17 protein-coding genes are annotated in these 17257 nt (G+C 67.2%); 4 read left to right on the top strand and 13 right to left on the bottom strand.

All coding sequences use genetic code 11. The features are described from left to right. Positions 1 to 63 precede the first annotated feature (63 nt). Complete coding sequence (locus R2910_02385; GenBank protein MEZ4411822.1) at positions 64 to 927, top strand: amidohydrolase family protein; 864 nt, start codon at positions 64 to 66, stop codon at positions 925 to 927. A 22-nt stretch (positions 928 to 949) separates the two neighbouring features. After that, positions 950 to 1696: a hypothetical protein gene (locus R2910_02380; GenBank protein ID MEZ4411821.1), complete on the top strand. Its 747-nt coding sequence runs from the start codon at positions 950 to 952 to the stop codon at positions 1694 to 1696. Between the two features lie 3 nt (positions 1697 to 1699). On the opposite strand, the gene R2910_02375 is transcribed toward R2910_02380, so the two are convergent. From R2910_02375 to R2910_02355, 5 genes are all read right to left on the bottom strand, one after another. Beyond that, positions 1700 to 2092, bottom strand: coding sequence for a hypothetical protein (locus R2910_02375; protein MEZ4411820.1), 393 nt, complete (start codon positions 2090 to 2092; stop codon positions 1700 to 1702). Between the two features lie 146 nt (positions 2093 to 2238). After that, complete coding sequence (gene rpmA, locus R2910_02370) at positions 2239 to 2505, bottom strand: 50S ribosomal protein L27 (GenBank protein MEZ4411819.1); 267 nt, start codon at positions 2503 to 2505, stop codon at positions 2239 to 2241. Between the two features lie 7 nt (positions 2506 to 2512). Further along, positions 2513 to 2827, bottom strand: coding sequence for a 50S ribosomal protein L21 (gene rplU, locus R2910_02365; protein ID MEZ4411818.1), 315 nt, complete (start codon positions 2825 to 2827; stop codon positions 2513 to 2515). Positions 2828 to 2949: 122 nt separating this feature from the next. Next, complete coding sequence (locus R2910_02360; protein MEZ4411817.1) at positions 2950 to 4506, bottom strand: Rne/Rng family ribonuclease; 1557 nt, start codon at positions 4504 to 4506, stop codon at positions 2950 to 2952. Positions 4507 to 4997: 491 nt separating this feature from the next. Beyond that, on the bottom strand, positions 4998 to 6215 hold the full coding sequence (locus R2910_02355; protein ID MEZ4411816.1) for an acyl-CoA dehydrogenase family protein: 1218 nt from the start codon (positions 6213 to 6215) through the stop codon (positions 4998 to 5000). 424 nt (positions 6216 to 6639) lie between these two features. On the opposite strand from R2910_02355, the gene R2910_02350 reads away from it, so the two are divergent. Together R2910_02350 and R2910_02345 are read left to right on the top strand one after the other, a co-directional pair. Beyond that, on the top strand, positions 6640 to 6912 hold the full coding sequence (locus tag R2910_02350; protein MEZ4411815.1) for a hypothetical protein: 273 nt from the start codon (positions 6640 to 6642) through the stop codon (positions 6910 to 6912). A 764-nt stretch (positions 6913 to 7676) separates the two neighbouring features. Then, positions 7677 to 8153: a hypothetical protein gene (locus R2910_02345; protein MEZ4411814.1), complete on the top strand. Its 477-nt coding sequence runs from the start codon at positions 7677 to 7679 to the stop codon at positions 8151 to 8153. Between the two features lie 52 nt (positions 8154 to 8205). On the opposite strand, the gene R2910_02340 is transcribed toward R2910_02345, so the two are convergent. The 8 genes from R2910_02340 to R2910_02305 form a co-directional block, all read right to left on the bottom strand. Continuing rightward, on the bottom strand, positions 8206 to 9570 hold the full coding sequence (locus tag R2910_02340) for a RecQ family ATP-dependent DNA helicase (GenBank protein MEZ4411813.1): 1365 nt from the start codon (positions 9568 to 9570) through the stop codon (positions 8206 to 8208). 71 nt (positions 9571 to 9641) lie between these two features. Next, positions 9642 to 9833 carry a hypothetical protein gene (locus R2910_02335; protein ID MEZ4411812.1) on the bottom strand — a complete coding sequence of 64 codons (192 nt, stop codon included), beginning with the start codon at positions 9831 to 9833 and terminating at the stop codon, positions 9642 to 9644. After that, positions 9830 to 10588, bottom strand: coding sequence for an enoyl-CoA hydratase/isomerase family protein (locus R2910_02330; GenBank protein ID MEZ4411811.1), 759 nt, complete (start codon positions 10586 to 10588; stop codon positions 9830 to 9832). The genes R2910_02335 and R2910_02330 overlap by 4 nt, the downstream gene beginning before the upstream one ends. Next, positions 10585 to 10950, bottom strand: a complete 366-nt coding sequence (locus R2910_02325; GenBank protein MEZ4411810.1) for a hypothetical protein — start codon at positions 10948 to 10950, stop codon at positions 10585 to 10587. The genes R2910_02330 and R2910_02325 overlap by 4 nt, the downstream gene beginning before the upstream one ends. Next, complete coding sequence (locus tag R2910_02320) at positions 10950 to 12326, bottom strand: acyclic terpene utilization AtuA family protein (GenBank protein MEZ4411809.1); 1377 nt, start codon at positions 12324 to 12326, stop codon at positions 10950 to 10952. Before R2910_02320 ends, R2910_02325 begins: the two co-directional genes overlap by 1 nt. Continuing rightward, positions 12323 to 15172 (bottom strand): S8 family serine peptidase, encoded by a 2850-nt coding sequence (locus R2910_02315; protein ID MEZ4411808.1) that lies wholly within the window; start codon positions 15170 to 15172, stop codon positions 12323 to 12325. Before R2910_02315 ends, R2910_02320 begins: the two co-directional genes overlap by 4 nt. Continuing rightward, entirely contained in the window at positions 15172 to 16818 is a 1647-nt protein-coding gene (locus tag R2910_02310) for a carboxyl transferase domain-containing protein (GenBank protein MEZ4411807.1), read from the bottom strand. Before R2910_02310 ends, R2910_02315 begins: the two co-directional genes overlap by 1 nt. A 1-nt stretch (position 16819) precedes the next feature. Continuing rightward, complete coding sequence (locus R2910_02305; protein ID MEZ4411806.1) at positions 16820 to 17245, bottom strand: cobalamin B12-binding domain-containing protein; 426 nt, start codon at positions 17243 to 17245, stop codon at positions 16820 to 16822. Positions 17246 to 17257: the final 12 nt, after the last annotated feature.

Below are 17257 nucleotides of genomic sequence, written 5' to 3'. Positions count from 1 at the left end.
ACCCCCTGTCCCCCTCTCCATGTCATGGAGAGGGGGGACGGATCCAACGGGCCAAGGATCAGAATGACCTATCCAGTCTCCGACATGCACATCCACATCCAGCCGTGGCGGCAACTGAAGCCGGCGGTGGCGGATGTCATGCGGGTCGGCAAGGAAGCGCATTGGGACCGGTTGATTGCGCTCATGGACGATCCCCAGGCGCTGCTCGAGGTCATGGACGCCTCCGGCGTGTGGCGGGTGGCGCTGATCAACTACCCGAGTCCCGACCTGATGGGGTTTGACGACTCGACCAACGAGTTTTCGGCCCGGTATGCCGAGGCCGACCCCGAGCGCATCCTCCCGTACGGCGGCGTGCACGCGCGCTTCACCACGGATCCCGAAGGGGACGTCGATCGCCTGATTGCCATGGGCATTCGCTGCCTCAAGATCCATCCGCCCCACCAGATGTATCCCGCCAACGCATACACCGAGGGACTGGAGGCGCTGGGCCGGATCTACCGGCGGTGCGAGGAGCGGCAACTGCCGGTCCTGATCCACACCGGCACCAGCATCTTTCCGGGCGCGCGTTCGAAGTGGGGCAACCCGATGGAAATCGACGACGTGGCCATCGACTATCCCAAGCTGACGATCGTCATGGCGCACGGCGGGCGGCCGCTCTGGATGGAGGAGGCGTTCTTCGTGCTCCGCCGTCATCCGAACGTCTTCCTGGAGCTGTCCGGCATCCCGCCGGCGCGGCTCCTCGAGTACTTTCCCCGGCTGACAGATATTTCCCACAAGACGATCTGGGGCACCGACTGGCCGAGTCCCGGCGTCCACGACCTGCGCAAGAACCTCGACGCCTTCCGTGCGCTGCCGCTGCCGCCCGAGGTACAGCGCGCTATTTTGTCCGAGACGAGCCTTCGGCTCTTTCCCACTCTCACTCGCTGAACGCCACCAGGAGCCTGTCGTGATGCGTCACACCCTCGCTGCCCTCGGCGCACTTGCCCTCGCGCTCTCCGCGCCCGCCCATGCCCAGGACCCGGCGCCGGCGGCCGATGCCTCACTGGCGCGGCCCCTGCCCGTGGAGGCGAAGCGGCTCATCCCGCACCGGGACAGCATGACCGTGCTGGTCAACAATCAGCCGATGGGCACCAGCGTCTGGGGGATTGAGAAGCAGGGCGACGGCTTCGTGACGCATGAGAACACCACCATCGGCACGGCCATGTCGCAGATCACCACGGTGGAAATGACCAAGTCCGGTGAGCCGCGGCGGGTGACCCAGTCGGGCAAGGTGCGCGACACTCCCGGCGGCATCAACATCGCCTACGCGAATGGACGGGTGACCGGCACCGTCGACGCGGTCACCTCCACCGGGCCGAAGCACTTCACCGTCGACACCACCGTGCCAACGGGTACGGTGGACGACAACTCAGTGCAGGCGCTGCTTCCCTCCCTGCCGTGGGCCAAAGGGGCGGGGTGGAACTTCTGGATGTACAGCGCGGGAACGAACTCGGTGACGGAGATGGTGCTCTACGTGCTGGGCGAGGAAACGGCGATGGTGCCAGCTGGCGCCTTCGATGCCTACCGGGTTCGCCTGTCGGGGGGCGCGACAGACGTCGAGTTCCTGATTCTCAAGCGGGCGCCGCACACCGTCCTGAAAGTGGAGATGAGCGGCGCCCCCCTGAAGTTCGAACTGGTCTCGAGCAGCGGTCTGTAGCGACTAGCTCCCATCCCCCTGGGGGGCGGCCGCCGCTTCGTCAATGATCGGCTCCTCGGCGTCCAGCTCCACCTCGTCCGCAGCCTCCGCCGCTTCATCCGGCGTGTCGGTCACGGAGACCACCACCGCCTTCTGCGTCGCGATCTGGGCCTCGATCGAGGCAATCTGCGTCTCGAGGTCGCCAAGCTTGAGGACCAGGGCATCCACCCGGCGCTGGTCCTGCTCCACACCCTTCTCACGATGATAGGCGATCATGCCGAGGTCGCGGGCCGCATTGTCGCGACGCCGCTTGACGCGAAGCAACTCGATCTGGAGGCGGCCCTCATCCAGCGCCGCGCTGGCGCGCCGGCCGAAGCTCTCGAGTTCGGTGTTCAGTTTGGAAAAGATGGATGACATGGTGGTTCTCCGTGTTCGGGATCTGCGCACCTGACGGCCGACAGGGCCGGAATGTTTCATTTCGAACCCTGGACTGGGGGTTCTGGGCAATAATAAGGGGGATGCGGCGCCAGCCGCATCCCCCGTTGTCATCGGAGCCGCCCGGCTTACGCGGTGGCTTCCTTCGGGTAGACCGAAACCTTCTTCCGCCCCTTGTCGCGGTACTCGAACTTGACCACGCCGTCGACCTTGGCGAAGAGGGTGTCGTCCGTGCCCTGGCCGACGTTCTTGCCGGCATGGATGACTGTGCCCCGCTGGCGGACCAGGATGTTGCCGGCAATCACGTTCTCGCCACCAAACTTCTTGATGCCGAGATACTGGGGATTGCTGTTGCGGCCGTTGCGGCTGGAGCCTACGCCCTTTTTATGAGCCATGAGAGCCTCACCCTACCTTGACGTCAGTGATCAGGACTTCCGTGAACTTCTGGCGGTGACCGGTCTTCCGGCGATAGCCCTTCCGCCGCTTGAACTTGAAGACGTAGATCTTCTTTTCCTTGCCGTCGCCGACCACCTCGGCAGTGACCTTGGCGCCCTTGACCAACGGGGTACCGGCCTTGACCGTGGTGCCGTCGGAGGAGAGGAGCACCTCGTCGAAGGTGACCTTGGAGCCCGGCTCGGCTTCCATGAGGGGAAGGCGCACGACTTTGCCCTTCTCCGCACGGAACTGCTTGCCCAGCGCCTTGAAAATCGCGTACATGACTTAACTCGTTGCCAAAAGGTGGTTCCGTTGCAAGCCCTGAAGTCTAGCCGGGGGCAGGCGTTAGGTCAAGCGCCCGGCCCTCCTGCCTCCCCGCCCCACTGCTCCCCTGCCCCGCCGCTCTACGCGACCGCGTAAAGCTCCGTTACATCCCGGCCAGCCGGCCGGCTCATGAGCCGGAACTCGTCGAGGCGCATCATCGGATCGTCCCGGAGCTCCAACTCCAAGCCGGTGGCCCGGATAAGGGCCTGGAGGAGCTTGGGCTCCTCCTCCAGCAGGTAGATGGCCACCTCGGGGTGGAGCCGGACCGCCAGCTGCCGTTCCCGGTGCTCGTGGCCGGCCCTTCGGAGGGAGCGCTCCAGCCTCCGGGTGACGATTTCGGGCTTGAACACCCGGCCGCTGCCGGCGCAGGTGGGGCACTCGGTAGTCTGGGAGGCCCAGAGGGACGGGCGGACCCGCTGGCGAGTCATCTCGATCAGGCCCAGTTCCGACACGGCGAAGGCCTTGGTTCGGGCCCGGTCGCGGGTCAGGTGGGTTCGCAGCTCCTGCAGCACCTTTTCCCGGTTGGACCGGGTGTCCATGTCGATGAAGTCACAGACGATGATGCCGCCGACATCGCGCAACCGGAGCTGCCGCGCGATTTCCTTGGCCGCCTCCATGTTCGTGCGAAGAATCGTCTTCTCGGGATCCTTCTTGCCGGTGTACCGGCCGGTGTTCACGTCGATGGAGACCAGCGCCTCGGTCGGCTGGATGATGATCGACCCGCCGGTGGGAAGCTCGCACCGCGGCTTGAAGAGGTCCCGGATTTCCGACTCGATGTCGAACTTGTCGAAGAGGGGCTGGTCCTCGGTGTAGTGATGCACCCGCGACAGCAGGTCGGGGTCGACCTGCTCGAGGTACTGCTCCACCTCGTTGAAGAGCTCCTTCGAGTCGACGTGGAGCGCGTCGACCTTGGCGCTGAAGAGATCCCGGATGATCCCGCGCGTCAGGCTCGTCTCCCGCTGCACCAGGGCCGGCGCCTTCACGAACCCCTTTTTCCGGTTGATCTTCTTCCAGAGCGCGAGGAGGGACTCGATTTCCCTGGTCACCTGCTCCTCGGTCACCCCTTCGGCCACCGTGCGGACGATGACGCCACCGGCGTCCTCGGGCAGCGCCTTGCGCACCATCTCGCGCAGCTTGGACCGGGCCTCCCGGCTCTCGATCTTGCGGCTGACGCCGACGCGCGAGGCGAAGGGCATGTAGACAAGGAAGCGCCCGGGGAGGGAAATCTGCGCGGTCACGCGGGAGCCCTTGGTGCTGATCGGCTCCTTGGTGACCTGCACCAGGATGGTCTGCCCCTTCTTCAGGAGCTCCGAGATGTCGGGGACGGCGGCCCGGTGGTCGACCTCGCGCTGGCGAGGGGCGGCCTTGTCCCGGCCGTTGCCGGCGGATGTTTCCGCGGCATCGGTCTCGGGGACATCCGCGACATCGTCCTCATCGGGATCGTCGTCCTCCTCGGGTTCGAGGAGGTCGGAGGCGTGGAGGAACGCCGACTTTTCCAGGCCGATGTCTACAAAGGCGGCCTGGATGCCGGGGAGCACCGCGTCGACGCGGCCAAGATAGATGTCGCCGAGGGAACGGCGCTGATCAGGACGATCGTAGAGGAGCTCGACGAGCCGATCGTCCTCGAGGATGGCCACGCGGGTCTCCCGCCGGCCTCCATTGATAAGAATTTCGCGCTTCACGCGTGAAGACCTCGATCGGCTGCCATGCAGCGGCAGGGCCCAGCAGGGCCCGGTCGAAGGCGGAACCGATCAGTACGAGGGAATCCCACAGGGTCGACCATCCCTCGCCCAGGCCACGCCGGACAGCCCGCAGGCCCGCCCCGGCGTGGAGGGTGAGGATCGAACTCAGGTGGGACAAGACAGAAGGCGGGGAACCCGCCGGCAGCAAATCAGAACGACGAAAATGCAATTCCGGGCTCCCCGTCGCCGAGTGCCCCGCCGGACCGACCGGCAGGGGGCATTCGTGGGATGGGGTGAGCCCGGACAACCGAGAAATCAGACCAAACACAGTCGCCCCCCAGGCTCGGACCCGGGAGGCGAAAATGACAGCAATAGGAGTAGGTGAAGCCGACTTCATGTTACAATCATAGGACATGCCCCTGATTGGGGCAATAGCGCCGCGGTTGCTAGGCCTGGAGCGCCGCCAAGATGTTCCTGGCAATGACGATACGCTGGATTTCGCTGGTCCCTTCCCCGATCTCACAGACCTTGGCGTCGCGCATCATCCGCTCGACCGGATAGTCGGTGGTGTAGCCGTACCCACCGAAGATCTGCACCGCCTTGGTCGTGGCCCGCATGGCCAGTTCGGAGCAGTACAGCTTGGCCATGGCCGCCTCCTGCTTGAACGGCTTGCCGTTCTGCTTCAGCCACGCGGCGTGGTAGAGGAGATGAGTGCCGGCCTGGATCTCGGTGGCCATGTCCGCCAGCTGAAAACTGATCCCCTGGAAGCTCGCGATGGTCTTGCCAAACTGCTTCCGGACCGCGGCGTACCGGAGCGCCTCCTCATACGCCCCCTCGGCGATGCCGAGGGAGACGGCCGCGATGCCGATCCGGCCGGCATCCAGCGTCTTGAGGAAGTTGACGAAGCCCTCGCCGACGGTGCCGAGCACGTTTTCCTTCGGGACGATCGCATCCTCGAGAATGAGCTCGCGGGTGTCGGACGAGCGCCACCCCATCTTGTCTTCCTTCTTCCCCGCGCGCAGCCCCTTGGTCTTCGGCAGCTCTTCCGCGTGCCCGACGCCGAGGGCACGGCACCGGTCGAGGTCCACCGTGTCCTTGGTGACGATGAAGCTGGTTATCCCGCGGTGGTCGGACCCGGGCGAAGTGCGCGCGGTGACGGAGAAGATCTCCCCGACGCCGGCGTGGGTGATGAACACCTTGGAGCCGTTCAGGACGTAATGGTCGCCCTTGTCCACGGCGGTGGTCGCGGTGCCGCCCGCGTCGCTGCCGGCACCCGGCTCGGTCAGGCCGAACCCGCCGAGCACCGTGCCCGAGGCGAGGAGCGGAACGTACCGCTCGCGCTGGGCCTGGGTGCCGAATTCGACAATCGGGGAGGTGCCGAGATTGGTATGCGCGCTGATGGTCAGGGCGTGGCTGGCGTCGACCTTGGCGAGCTCATGGAGCACGATGTAGTAGGAGATCTGATCCATCCCCGCCCCGCCGAGCTCTTCGGGCCAGGGGACGCCGAGCAGGCCGAGCGACCCCATCTTCGCGACGTTGTCCCAGAGGAACTCGGAGGTGCGGTCGAGCTCCTTGGCGACGGGCACGACTTCGGTCTGGGCGAAGTCGCGAACCATCTCGCGCACCTGGAGGTGCTCTTCGCCGAAATAGAATGGCAGGTCCATGGGCCGTCCATGCAGGGGGAATGGTCCTTGCAATCTCCCACCGGGGGCGCGGGGTTTCACCCCGCCCCACCCATTAGATTCCGTCGGCGCCCAGGGGCGCTCCCAGAACTACGTCGCAGGAGTTGCAATGTCGGCAGGATCACGTGCCCCGTTCGACCACGCCATTCGCCTTGCCCTCCCATCCTGCTCGGGTCGCGGCCGGTTGTGCGAGCGACGCGTCAGGGGCCCTCCGCCCCGCCCTACAGCCGACCTGACGCTGGCGGCGATCGACAGCAGCGGCTACGACTTCAATCCAGGTCATCGCCCTCGGCGACACCCGGCCGGCTCATGGCCTGGAACAGGAGGGCGCGTCATGCTCGGAAGAACGGCGTGCGTGTCGATTCCGCGTTCGTGAACCTGTCAGGCCCTCACCGGCGTCCCCGGTGTGGCGCGCGAATACGGCGTGCTCAGCATCGCCTTTCACCCGCAATACGCCACCACCAACCGACGGCTCTTCGCTTACCTGATCGACCAGAACGAGGACACGCGGCTGATCGAGCTGACCGCCTCGGCGAGCTTCGACCACGCCAGCCCGGTCCCCGTGCGTACCATCCTCCAGTTCTCCCAGCCAAGCTATGCCATCCACTACGGCGGCACGGTGACGTTCGGAAGGACGGTCTGCTCGCCACCGGCGATGGAGAGACCGGTGCCGTCCTGACCAGCCCGGCTCAGGACAGCACGTCATCGCTGGCAAGATGCTCCGCATCAGCGTCGATGGCGCGACACCTATGGCATTCCGGGCGACAATCCATTCATTAGGCGTCCGGGATGGCGCGGGAGATCTACCACCTGGGTCTGCGTAATCCTACCGCTGGAGCGTGGACCGGCAGACCGGCGATCTCTGGTGGGGAGACGTGGGTGAGGACAGCAGGAGGAGATCCAACTTCTCGCGCGCCGGCGTGGGCGGGCTCAACTACGGATGGCCGTATCGCGGGGAACGACTGCTGGATTCCGGCAACGGATTGCCCATCGGCGGGACTGACCGCGCCGCTCTACGCCTACTCCCATGCCGACGGGTGTTCGGTCATCCGGCGGTGTGTGTACCGGGGCTCCGCGATTCCGGGGCGACGGGGATTTATCTCTGCGGCGACTTCTGCGGAATACCTTCCGCGGCATGACACGGATCCTCGACCGGTACCGTCAGCGACGTGACCGTCTGGAGCCCGGCGATTCCCGCGGACAATGTGGCCGGCTTCGGCGAGGATGCGCATGGCGAGGTGTATATCGCGATGGCGAGCGGGCGGGTGTACAAGCTGGTGGCGGAGTAGTCAGGGAGGCAGGGAGGCAGGGAGACAGGTATACGTCGGACGAGCTGTCATCCCGGCGCAAGCCCGTATCCATGTACCCGGGAGCATATGGACCCCGGCTGTCGCCGGGGTGACAATCTGTTGGGCAACATGCATCGATGCACAAGGGGGCTACGTGTCAGACGTCGAGGAAATCGAATCACGGGTGCGGGTACTTGAAAAGCACAACCGGAGCCTGCGGTGGACCGTGCTGCTCACCCTGATCCTCTCCATCCTGAGCCTGATGTGGGGGCGGGTGTGGCCCAGGAACGGGGTCATCGAGGCGAAGGGGTTCGTGGTGACCGATGACGCCGGCGCGACGCGCGGCACCTTCGCGTATGACGCGGCCGGTGTCGGCTTGAACCTGCAGGACGACCGCGGGCTCTGGCGTGCCGGCTTCCTCGTTGATCCCACGGGGCGGCCTGCGATGTTCCTGCTCGACACCGTGGCTCAGCCGGTCGTCACGCTGAACCTGCAGCGCAGCGGCGCACCGTCGCTCCGAATGCGGACGCCGGACGACGCGACGACCCTGCAGGTGCGCCTGGGGACGGGCCAGGCTCGCGGCATCTTTGTCGCGAGTGGCGCGGATACCGCGGCGCTGAGCCTGAAGTAGGCGGGGAAGCGGGTAAGCGGGTAAGCGGGTAAGCGGGTATGCGGGGCAGAACCTAGCGCACCGAGTGCCTGTCACAACCGGCGCATCGCTCCAGCTTCTCGCCAAAGTAGCGCAGCAGCGCACCGCGGCGGCATCGCGCGGCGGACGCATACCGTTCCATCGCCGCAATGCGCGCCTCCGCGCGTTTCCGGCGCTCGCGGACCCGCCTCCAATCGGTAGCGGTGCCATCGACACCGAGTTCCTTCCGCAATCGTTCGACCGACTCCTTCACATTTGCCGGCAGTTTGGCCAGCGCCGCAGGGTCCCTCCACGCCGCTTCGACCGTTCGCTCCGCCGGGAAGGTGACGTTGAGCTGACGCCGGTGCAGTGCCGCGTCTCCCTTGGCGAACAGGAGTACACAGCGCGACGGAGCGCCGTCCCGCCCTGCCCTGCCCGCCTCCTGGTAATACGACTCCGGCGTCGGTGGCGTCATCCAATGGACCACCACCCGCACGTCGGGCTTGTCGATGCCCATGCCGAAGGCACTCGTGGCCGTCACCACATCGAGCCCGCCCGACAGGAAGCGATGCAGCACCTCCTCCCGGCGTTCGCGATCGAGTCCCGCGTGATACGCCGCGGACCGAAAGCCCGCGTAGTGAATGGACCGCGCCAGCCCCTCCGTGATCCGGCGCGTGGGGCCATAGACGATGGCCGTGCCGCGCCGCGGGGCGAGTTGCGATATGAGCACGCGGAACCGATCCCGGTCGGTCTTCACCCGCTCCACGCCGAACCAGAGATTGGCCCGGTCGAAGGAATCGAGATGGAGGTCCCAGCGCCCACCGGCCCCGAGCCGGAGCGACGTGGCGATGTCCTGCCGGACCTCCGGCGTCGCGCTGCCGGTGAGGGCCACCACGGGGGGACGACCAAGCCGGATGCGCGCCTGCAGGAGCAGCCGATAGCTCGGCCGAAAATCATGACCCCACTCGCTGATGCAGTGCGCCTCGTCCACCGCCAGCAGCCCCACCCGCACGCCGAGCGCGGTCAGCCGCCCCGCCAGCCGCTCGAGCCGCTCCGGTGAGACGTAGAGCAGCTTGACCTCACCCGCCCTGACCGCCTCGAGCACGGCGCGCTGTGCCACCGGTTCCTGGGCGCTGTTGAGCGCCGCGGCGGCCATCCCGCGCCTCCGCGCCGACTCCACCTGGTCCTGCATCAGCGAGAGGAGCGGCGAAACGACCACCGTCAGGCCGTCAAGCACCAGCGCCGGCACCTGGAAGCAGACCGACTTGCCGCCTCCGGTCGGAAGCACGGCCAGCGTATCGCGCCCCGCAAGGACGGACTGGACCACTCGCCGCTGGGCGGGGCGGAAATCGGGGAAACCGAAATGGCGAAGGAGGGCAGCACGGGCGAGGGCGAGGCGCGCGGGGAGGGGAGTCGTCACCCCGTACGATGGGGCTTCAGTCGGTCGGTGGTGTCACCGGGGGCCTGCGCTGAGGTGCCTGCAAACGCGGGTCAGCTGTCGCGGTCGGATGGGTCGGCATCGTCCGGCCGATCCTTCGACTGGAGCTTCTGAACAATCCGGACCGCCATGGAGGAGCCGAGCAGGCCGATCGCGATCCACACGAGTGTGCTGTCGTCCCGGGCGATGGCGAGCGCCGCCGCCAGGAAGCCCATCAGGGCGGTAAAGAGCCGGAGTGGGTTCACTTGTCGAGGAAGGCCGAGATGGCGCGCTTGAAGTCGGGGGTGCTCCGTGCAAGGGCGTTGACCTGCGCACCGAGGGCGATGCCCTCCTCGAAGCTCATCCCGTCGAGCTGGTAGAACTGCCGTTTGGTCAGGGCGAGAGCCGACCCGCTCGCGGACGACAGCGCCCCGAGTATGCGCGCGGATTCGGCCTCGAAATCCCTGTCGTCGATGACCCTGGAGACCAGGCCGGCAGCGTGCGCCTCCACGGCGGTCAGGACTCGCCCCGTGGCGGCGAGATCGAAGGCGAGCTTTTCTCCCGTCAGTCGACGGAGGAGTGTCATCACCATGGCGGGCACGAAGCCGCGCTGGATTTCCGGGTAGCCGAACTTGGCGCTGGCGGTGGACAGGACGAGGTCGCAGGCGGTGGCGAGCCCGGCCCCCCCGGCGAGCGCCCGACCGTGGACCACCGCAACGACCGGCTTCGGCAATTCCCGAAACTTGACGAAGAGCCCCCCGAGGTGGAGCGCCGCCCGCTCGTTCTCCTCGGCGGTCTGCCCGGCGCTGGCCAGCAGCTCGGCAAGGTCGGCCCCGGCACAGAAGTCCTTCCCGGCCCCCCGGATAGCCACCACCCGCACCTCCGCGTCCAGATCGGCGCGCTCCAGCTCGGCGTGGAGGGCGTCGAGCGTCGGGGTGTCGAGAGCGTTTCGCTTGTCGGGGCGGTTGAGGGTCAGGGTCAGGACCCCGGCGTCGAGCGCCACGAGGAGGGAGTCGGTCATGCCGCCCTCTTCTTCGCCTGGCGCGCCACCGCGGCCGGCACCGGAATCTCCATCCGCAGCAATGCCGTGGAATAGACCTTCCCCTGCGCGTCGGTCTTGAGGGAAATCGTCCCGCCGCCATCGAGTGCGTCGTGGAGGAGGAAGTTCAGGGCATGGAGATTCGGCAACTCGAATCTTTCCACATCGCTCACCATTCCCTTAAAGTGCCTTCTCACCCGTGCCACAGTAACCTGTTTAACCAGAACATCATACCATTCAGGTTCAAGTGCTATCAAGCCGACATTCGCTGTGTTCCCCTTGTCCCCGGAACGGGCGTGGGCCAGATACCTGAGTTGCATCAAAACGGGCTTGGCGGTGGCCATCATGCCTCCAGGATCTCGACCCGGACACCCGGTTCGACGGCGGTCCGGTCGATCAGGGCAGGCCAGTAGGCCACGATTTCCTCGACCTGTGGCCGGCCGCCAGCAAAGCCGGTCACGCTGGGCGGGCCGGTCAGGACCAGGGGGGCAATTTCCCGGGTGAACCGCTCAACGGCCGCCTTGTCGGTCGACCGGACGCCGACCCGGAGCTGCACCTCTGGCAGGTCGGGGCTGGCCTTGCCGGCCAGCCTGCCGTGGGTGGCATCCACCCCTACATACTCGGTCAGGATCTGTTCGAACTGCAGCCCGAGGTTCTTGAGCCGCTGCCTGAGGATGCCGTCGGCGGCCTTGGCCTTCTCGTAGGCGTCGGGCCAGCCGTATACGAGGGTGCCGACCGCCTTGTAGCCGTAGAAGTAGGCGATGGACACCTTGAGCTTGTCGGTCTTCGGTCCGCCCCGAATGCCGCTCACCTTGACCCGGTTCTTCCCGGCCTGCGTGAGCTGGATGGTGGTGAAGTCCGCCACGCCGTCCGGCGTGATGTATTCGTGGGGGTCGCCCATCTCGTAGACCAGCTGCTCGGAGACCGACGGAATCGAGACCACCCCGCCGGTGCCGGGGTGCTTCGTGACGACGAAGCTGCCGTCGGCAGAGGCCTCGACGATCGGGAAGCCGGGGTTGGCGAGCCCCTTCACCGTGCGCCAGTCCTTCAACAGGTTGCCGCCGGAGCTCTGTGCCCCGCATTCAATGATGTGGCCCGCCACGGTGCCCGCGGCGACCTTGTCCCAGTCGTCAAAATCCCACCCGAACTCGTGGAACATCGGGGCCAGGGTGAGTCCGGTGTCGGTCACCCGCCCCGTGATCACGACCTGCGCACCCCGTGCCAGCGCCTCGACCATCGGCTGCATGCCGAGGTAGGCGTTGGCGGAGAGGACCCGGTTGCGGATGTCGGAGAGCGGGCGTCCGGTTTCCATGTCCCGCATTTCATGGCCGGCGGCGATGAGCGCGTCGAGGTCCGGGAGGAGGTCGTCCCCGGTGACCAGGCCGATCTTGAGCTTCCCGCCGAGCCCGAGCTTCCGCGCCGACTCGAGCACCGCTTCCGCGCACCCGCGCGGATTGACGCCGCCGGCGTTGGAGGTGACGCGGATTCCCTTCTCGACGATGTCCGGGAGAATCCGCTCCATCAGCGGCACGAAGTCCCGCGCGTAACCCGCGTGCGGATTCCGCGACCGCTGCTTCTGCATGATGGACATCGTGACTTCGGCCAGGTAGTCCATCATCAGGTAGTCGATGGGGCCGTCGCGCACCTGGCGGACTGGCGCCTCGAGCCAGTCGCCCCAGAAGCCCTGCCCGCCCGCAATTCGCACGACCTTGCCTGTCATCGCATCACCGGTCCAGTCGGGACCGGCAATCCGCCGGTCCGCGTCCAAATTGTGTCACCCTCCATCACGACCCCCTGCCCCAGCGGGAAGAACCCATCGGGGAGCGGCCAGGGCGAGGTGGCCATCAGGAACCGAACGGCCGCCTTGGCACCCGGCTCGAGAAAGACCGTGCGGTGCTCCTCGTCACTCGCCACATCGAGCGGAGCGGCCTCCGAGGCAAAAAGCCGGATCCGTACCTTCAGATTCCAGACCCCCGTGTCGGTACTGTCGGCGAACGCCGGGGTGAGGCGCAGGGTCAGCGTCTCTCCGGCAAGCGAGTCGGGAACTTCCAGTCGCAACCTGACGTCGGCGAAGTTCAACGGCTCCTCGGCGACAATTCTCCCGGCGCGGTCATAGAGCGTGAAGGCAAAGTCGGTGAAGCGCGGCCAGTCGAGCTTCGGCATGACCGCGTCGATCACGAGCTCGCGCGCCCATGCCGGCACGGTGAAGGAGATCGACTCCTCGTGGCTTCCCCGCCCCGGGATCACGGCACCTCGCTCCCCGCCGATGAGGGCGGCCCCGACCTGCAGCGTGGCGGCGTGCGTCGAGAGGTTCTCCATCGAGAGGTCGACGCCCTTCGGGTTCCGGCCCAGGTCGATCCGAACAGGAGAGCTCTGCAACGAGAGGCTCGTCGTTCCCCGGGCCACTGGTGACCCGATCGCATCGGCCTCCCAGAGTCCCTGGGTCGCATCGTCCCCATCCACCACAAACTCGGCCGGTGCACCGCCGCCGGCCGGGAGCACATTGTCGTCGAGCGACGGGCGGCCGCCTGGCGCGAAGAGCGCGCCGAGCAGGGTCGGGCTATCCGCACCGGACGTTATCCGTACCATGAACGGCCGGCCGGAGTCCACCGGGAAGAAGGCGCGCTCGGTTGATCCGGCTTCCAGGGCAATCCGGTCGAGAGTGGTGTCAGAGGGCACGGGGACGACCACGGTGTTGACGAGACGGAAGAGCGGGCCGGTCAGAGTATCGGGTCCCCAGCCGGTGACAATCCCGACATGAGCACCCGGCGTCCCAAGCTTGCTCGAATTGTAGCGCAGTCGCACGAGCCGACCCGATACCGCCCCACCCGCATCGATGGTGGTCCCCTGGTACCTCTCGCCGAGGGACGGCGGGGTTTCCAGCCAGGGGCTGTCACTGCGCAGGGTGATGGCGGTGAGCGTCCCGTCCGCCGTCCCCCCGACGAAGAACGTCGGCATCGAGTCGGTGTGCCCGCCGGGCTCGTCGAACGCGGCGGGGGTGGCACCGAGCACGAAGCTCACCACGTTCGGAACCTCGCGGCCTTCGCGCAACCACGTCCACGCCGACCCGACATTGGGGATGCCGGTGCCCTGGTCGAGGTAGGTGGCGTTGACCAACGGCCGCGCCGTGACCATCAGCGCCTGTTTCAGTTGCCGTGCGTTCGGCGTCATCCGCTCGGCAACCGCAGCCGAACGGAGCAGCGCCAGCAACCCGGCGGCGTAGGGCGACGCCATGCTGGTGCCACCCTTCCGCTCGTCGCCGGTGTTCCATCGGGGCACCGTCGAAAAGGCGACGCCGGGCGTGACGATGTCCGGCTTCGCGAGTTCACCGCCGCGGGAGGAGAAATAGGCCACCGGGTCGGGGCTGCCGTCTTCCGGTGCGCCGGCAAGGAATGCAAGCGGGAAGGTGGCGCCCACGGTCAGCACGAGGTTCGCCGACCCGGGAAACCCGACGGTGGACAGCCCCGGTCCCTCGTTGCCGGCACTGATGGCCATGACCACATCGGGATTCGCCGCGAGCACCGAGTCCACGATCCGGTCCATCCGGGCGGTACCCTCGGCCTCGTTCCCGACGCCGAAGCTCATGTTGAGCACCAGCGGCATCTTCCGCGCCTTCGCAAAGCGGATCGCGTAGTCCATGGCCGAGAGCATGCTGCCTGTCACGGTGACACCACCGTGGGCGTTGTTGGCGATCTTGAGCCCGAGCAGCTGAGCGCCAGGCGCCACGCCGTCGAACCCGCCGACGCCGTACATGTCGTTGCCGGCCGCGATACCCGCCACGTGCGTCCCGTGGCCGCTCGTGTCGAAGAAGAGGTCGAGTGTGGGCGTGCCGTCGGTCACGGTGATGTTGACCGCCACCGAAAGCGGCGAGGGTTGGCCGGGCTGGGCCCAGCCGAAGGTATCGCGCCCGCGCAGGTAGTCGTGCACCGGCCGCTCGCCCGCAAACGTACCGTTGCCGTCCGTGTCCACCATGACGATCCAGCCGTCGCTGGCCTGGGTCACCAGGACCGCCAGCGAGTCGGCATTGTCGCCGTCGCCGTTCAGGTCCGAGGCAGGGAGGTCGCCCAGTGGACGTTCGTACAGAATGCCGCCATACCACGGGCCGGCGGCGCTCAGGGCGCGGACGCGGCTCATCCCGCCGACCGTGATGCCGCCGATGCGGACCGAGTCCCCCTTGGGCGAGAGCGGTGACAGCGTCACCGCGCCTTCTCCGGAAAAGTCGCGCAGGTCGAGCAGTTTCGGGCTGCCGTTCGGGGTCCGCTGCAGACCGGGGACACCGGCGTCAATCCCGCTGTCGAGAATGCCGATCAGGACCCCGCGGCCATCCCATACGGGATGCAGCGCGAGGAAATCCGGGATGCCCGTGGCGGCAAGCGGCATCCACCCCTTGGCGTAGGCCGCATCTGCCGGAGCGAGCGGCACCGTCGGCGGCGGCGTGCCAGGTTCCGGCACCGTGACCACCGGGGCCTCGGCACGGCCTGGATCGATGTTGGGCTTGGGCTGCTGGATTGCAGGGGCGCATGCGAGCGCGAAGACACCGAGGAGTGCGACTGGACGAATATGCATTAGCGCTGGGGCACCGAATCAAGCGGGGGAAGGACAAAGGGACCGAGATGCGGTCCGCCGTAATTGGCGACGGTGCGGAGGAGGAAGGCGAGCTGGTCGCGCGTCTCTTCCGGGGTGATGATGGCGTCGACGTAGCCGCGGGCGGCGGCAAACTTGGCGTCGAGCTGATGCTCATAGTCCTCGCGCATCGAGTCCATGGAGGCTTGCACCGCGTCGGACGGCTCGCCGCCCGCCTGCCGGGCCTTTTCGATATCGGGGCCGTGGACGGCCGTGACCGCCGACTCCCCCTCCATGACCGCCATCCGGCCAGTGGGCCAGGAGAGGATGAAGTCGGGATCGAACCCCTGCCCCGCCATCGCGTAGTACCCGGCGCCAGAAGCGTGATTCACCGTCAGCACGATCTTCGGGACCACGGCCGTGGCCATCGCCTCGACGAACCGCGCGCCCGCCCGGATGATCCCGGAGTGTTCCGCTTCGGGTCCGACCATGAAGCCGCTCACATCCTGGATGAACAGGAGGGGGATTCGTTCCCGGCTGGCCGTCTCGATGAAGTAGGCCACCTTCTCGGCGCTCTCGGTATAGACGATGCCACCGAACTTGGGTCGCGTGCCCGCCGCACCCTTGACGAGGCCGCGCCGGTTGACGATGACCGCCACCGGCCATCCTTCGAGGTGGGCGTGCCCGCAGATCATCTCCTTGGCGACGTCGGGCTGGAACTCGTCCAACGCCCCGTCGTCGAGGAGGCAGTCGAGGAGGTGCTGCATGTCGTACGACATGCGGTGATCCTGCGGGAGCACGTCGTACAGTTCGGCCAGGTCCCGCTTCGGGGGGTGCGCCTCGCGCACGCTCTGCCGTACCCCTGGGAGCCGGGGGAGCCGGCCGACGTATTCGCGAATCCGCTTGAGGCACTCCACATCGGTCGCGGCGCGATAATGGGCGACGGCGCTCACTTCGGTGTGCGTACGCGCCCCGCCAAGCGACTCGCCATCCACCGTCTGCCCGGTCGCGCCCTTCACGAGATTGGGGCCGCCGAGTCCCATGAAGCTGGTGCCCTCGACCATGAAGATCACGTCGGACAACGCCGGGAGGTACGCGCCACCCGCCACGCAGCTGCCCATGACCGCGCTGACCTGCGGCACATGCAGGTAGCGACGCATGATCGAGTTGTAGTAGAAAATCCGGGCCGCGCCGTACTGGCCCGGGAAGACGCCGCCCTGGTAGGGCAGGTTCACTCCGGCGCTGTCCACCAGGTAGATGATCGGGATCCGCTGGCGCATGGCCACTTCCTGCGCGCGCAGGATCTTCCTGATCGTCTCCGGCCACCACGATCCCGCCTTGACGGTCGCGTCGTTGGAAACGATCACGACCTCCCTCCCCTCGACGACGCCGACGCCGGTGATGACCCCGGCGCCCGGTGCCTGGCCGTCGTACTGGTCGTAGGCGATGAGCAGCCCGATCTCGACCCAGGGTGTGCCGGGGTCGCGGAGCTGCTCGACGCGCTCGCGGGGGGAGAGCTGCCCCTTGGCGTGCATCTTGGCGACGCGCTTGGCGCCGCCGCCCTGCTCCAGGCGGCGGGCCAACTCACGATATTCGTCGGTCAGGGTGCGGAGCCGGCCGGCGTGGGGGTCCGTGCGGGAAGGCTTCACGTCAGTCCTTCAAGTGGTCGGCGGCCCAGGCCTGGATGTACTCCACCAGGTCGGAGGTGGGGGTTCCGGGCCCGAAGAGCCGCCCCGTTCCGAGCTTCTCGAGCGCCTCGACGTCTTCCGTCGGCAGGATGCCCCCGCCGGTGAGAAGCACGTCCTTCCGGCCCTGGGCGTCGAGCATCTGGCGCACCCGCGGAAAGAGCGTCATGTGGGCGCCGGAGAGAATCGACAACCCCACGACGTCGACATCCTCCTGCACCGCCGCGGCGGCGATCATCTCCGGCGTCTGGTGCAGGCCGGTGTAGATCACCTCCATCCCCGCGTCACGCAGGGCGGCGGCGACGACCTTGGCCCCCCGGTCGTGCCCATCGAGGCCGGGCTTGGCCACGAGCACCCGGATCGGCCGGGAGAGCGACTTCGTGCGTGTCATGCGCGCGAGCTC

This window comes from Gemmatimonadales bacterium, assembly GCA_041390145.1.
GTDB lineage: Bacteria > Gemmatimonadota > Gemmatimonadetes > Gemmatimonadales > GWC2-71-9 > SPDF01.
Note: the sequence above shows the minus strand (reverse complement) of the source record. Positions and strands in the feature narration are given on the sequence as shown.

Coding starts and splice junctions, on each gene's coding strand:
- rplU (MEZ4411818.1), bottom strand. CDS start 2,827: ATGTACGCGATTTTCAAGGCGCTGGGCAAGCAGTTCCGTGCGGAGAAG.
- R2910_02315 (MEZ4411808.1), bottom strand. CDS start 15,172: ATGCATATTCGTCCAGTCGCACTCCTCGGTGTCTTCGCGCTCGCATGC.
- R2910_02325 (MEZ4411810.1), bottom strand. CDS start 10,950: ATGGCCACCGCCAAGCCCGTTTTGATGCAACTCAGGTATCTGGCCCAC.
- R2910_02355 (MEZ4411816.1), bottom strand. CDS start 6,215: ATGGACCTGCCATTCTATTTCGGCGAAGAGCACCTCCAGGTGCGCGAG.
- R2910_02385 (MEZ4411822.1), top strand. CDS start 64: ATGACCTATCCAGTCTCCGACATGCACATCCACATCCAGCCGTGGCGG.
- R2910_02330 (MEZ4411811.1), bottom strand. CDS start 10,588: ATGACCGACTCCCTCCTCGTGGCGCTCGACGCCGGGGTCCTGACCCTG.
- R2910_02375 (MEZ4411820.1), bottom strand. CDS start 2,092: ATGTCATCCATCTTTTCCAAACTGAACACCGAACTCGAGAGCTTCGGC.
- R2910_02380 (MEZ4411821.1), top strand. CDS start 950: ATGCGTCACACCCTCGCTGCCCTCGGCGCACTTGCCCTCGCGCTCTCC.
- rpmA (MEZ4411819.1), bottom strand. CDS start 2,505: ATGGCTCATAAAAAGGGCGTAGGCTCCAGCCGCAACGGCCGCAACAGC.
- R2910_02305 (MEZ4411806.1), bottom strand. CDS start 17,245: ATGACACGCACGAAGTCGCTCTCCCGGCCGATCCGGGTGCTCGTGGCC.
- R2910_02320 (MEZ4411809.1), bottom strand. CDS start 12,326: ATGACAGGCAAGGTCGTGCGAATTGCGGGCGGGCAGGGCTTCTGGGGC.